1 rRNA gene is annotated in these 2,807 nt (G+C 51.5%); it reads right to left on the bottom strand.

The features are described from left to right. Positions 1 to 28: 28 nt before the first annotated feature. Positions 29 to 2,807 (bottom strand): 23S ribosomal RNA (locus DI392_RS19280); the annotation flags it as partial.

Genomic DNA, 2,807 nt, shown 5'->3' with positions numbered 1-2,807 from the left:
GAGTCCATCAAAACCCCTTGGGTGTTGTATGGTTAAGCCTCACGGGCAATTAGTACAGGTTAGCTCAACGCCTCACAACGCTTACACACCCTGCCTATCAACGTCGTAGTCTACGACAACCCTTTAGGACACTTTAAGTGCCAGGGAGAACTCATCTCAGGGCTCGCTTCCCGCTTAGATGCTTTCAGCGGTTATCGATTCCGAACTTAGCTACCGGGCAATGCGATTGGCATCACAACCCGAACACCAGAGGTTCGTCCACTCCGGTCCTCTCGTACTAGGAGCAGCCCCCTTCAATTCTCCAACGCCCACGGCAGATAGGGACCGAACTGTCTCACGACGTTCTAAACCCAGCTCGCGTACCACTTTAAATGGCGAACAGCCATACCCTTGGGACCGACTTCAGCCCCAGGATGTGATGAGCCGACATCGAGGTGCCAAACACCGCCGTCGATATGAACTCTTGGGCGGTATCAGCCTGTTATCCCCGGAGTACCTTTTATCCGTTGAGCGATGGCCCTTCCATTCAGAACCACCGGATCACTATGACCTGCTTTCGCACCTGCTCGAATTGTCATTCTCGCAGTCAAGCGGGCTTATGCCATTGCACTAACCTCACGATGTCCAACCGTGATTAGCCCACCTTCGTGCTCCTCCGTTACGCTTTGGGAGGAGACCGCCCCAGTCAAACTACCCACCAGGCACTGTCCTCACCCCAGATTATGGGGCTAAGTTAGAACATCAAACATACAAGGGTGGTATTTCAAGGTCGGCTCCACAAATACTGGCGTACTTGCTTCAAAGCCTCCCACCTATCCTACACATGTAGGCTCAATGTTCAGTGCCAAGCTGTAGTAAAGGTTCACGGGGTCTTTCCGTCTAGCCGCGGGTACACTGCATCTTCACAGCGATTTCAATTTCACTGAGTCTCGGGTGGAGACAGCGTGGCCATCATTACGCCATTCGTGCAGGTCGGAACTTACCCGACAAGGAATTTCGCTACCTTAGGACCGTTATAGTTACGGCCGCCGTTTACCGGGGCTTCGATCAACCGCTTCGACCAAAGTCTAACAGCATCAATTAACCTTCCGGCACCGGGCAGGCGTCACACCGTATACGTCATCTTACGATTTTGCACAGTGCTGTGTTTTTAATAAACAGTTGCAGCCACCTGGTATCTGCGACTCCTAATAGCTCCATCCGCAAGGGACTTCACCGTCAAGAGCGTACCTTCTCCCGAAGTTACGGTACCATTTTGCCTAGTTCCTTCACCCGAGTTCTCTCAAGCGCCTTGGTATTCTCTACCCGACCACCTGTGTCGGTTTGGAGTACGATTCCTTACTATCTGAAGCTTAGAGGCTTTTCCTGGAAGCATGGCATCAATGACTTCACCACCTTAGTGGCTCGACGTCGTGTCTCAGCCTTAGGAAACCGGATTTACCTAATCTCCCAGCCTACGCACTTGAACCTGGATAACCATCACCAGGCCCACCTAGCCTTCTCCGTCCCCCCATCGCAATAGTAAGAAGTACGGGAATATTAACCCGTTTCCCATCGACTACGCTTTTCAGCCTCGCCTTAGGGGTCGACTTACCCTGCCCCGATTAACGTTGGACAGGAACCCTTGGTCTTCCGGCGTGGAGGTTTTTCACCCCCATTATCGTTACTCATGTCAGCATTCGCACTTCTGATACGTCCAGCATGCGTTACCACACACCTTCAACCGCTTACAGAACGCTCCCCTACCCAATACCTAAAAGGCATTGCCGCAGCTTCGGTTTATAGCTTAGCCCCGTTACATCTTCCGCGCAGGCCGACTCGACTAGTGAGCTATTACGCTTTCTTTAAATGATGGCTGCTTCTAAGCCAACATCCTAGCTGTCTAAGCCTTCCCACATCGTTTCCCACTTAGCTATAATTTGGGACCTTAGCTGGCGGTCTGGGTTGTTTCCCTCTCCACGACGGACGTTAGCACCCGCCGTGTGTCTCCCGGATAGTACTTACTGGTATTCGGAGTTTGCAAAGGGTTGGTAAGTCGGGATGACCCCCTAGCCTTAACAGTGCTCTACCCCCAGTAGTATTCGTCCGAGGCGCTACCTAAATAGCTTTCGGGGAGAACCAGCTATCTCCAGGTTTGATTGGCCTTTCACCCCTAGCCACAAGTCATCCGCTAATTTTTCAACATTAGTCGGTTCGGTCCTCCAATTGATGTTACTCAATCTTCAACCTGCCCATGGCTAGATCACCTGGTTTCGGGTCTATATCCAGAGACTGAACGCCCAGTTAAGACTCGGTTTCCCTACGGCTCCCCTAAATGGTTAACCTTGCCACTGAATATAAGTCGCTGACCCATTATACAAAAGGTACGCAGTCACACCACGAAGGTGCTCCTACTGCTTGTACGTACACGGTTTCAGGTTCTATTTCACTCCCCTCACAGGGGTTCTTTTCGCCTTTCCCTCACGGTACTGGTTCACTATCGGTCAGTCAGGAGTATTTAGCCTTGGAGGATGGTCCCCCCATATTCAGACAGGATATCACGTGTCCCGCCCTACTCGATTTCACTAACAATGCGCTGCCGGTTACGGGGCTGTCACCCTGTATCGCGCCACTTTCCAGAGGCTTCACCTGACGCATTAAAAGCTTAAGGGCTAATCCGGTTTCGCTCGCCGCTACTACCGGAATCTCGGTTGATTTCTCTTCCTCGGGGTACTTAGATGTTTCAGTTCCCCCGGTTTGCTTCTTACACCTATGTATTCAGTGCAAGATACTTACTTATGTAAGTGGGTTTCCCCATTCGGAAATCG

Source organism: Vibrio albus, assembly GCF_003144035.1.
Classification (GTDB): domain Bacteria; phylum Pseudomonadota; class Gammaproteobacteria; order Enterobacterales; family Vibrionaceae; genus Vibrio; species Vibrio albus.
Note: the sequence above shows the minus strand (reverse complement) of the source record. Positions and strands in the feature narration are given on the sequence as shown.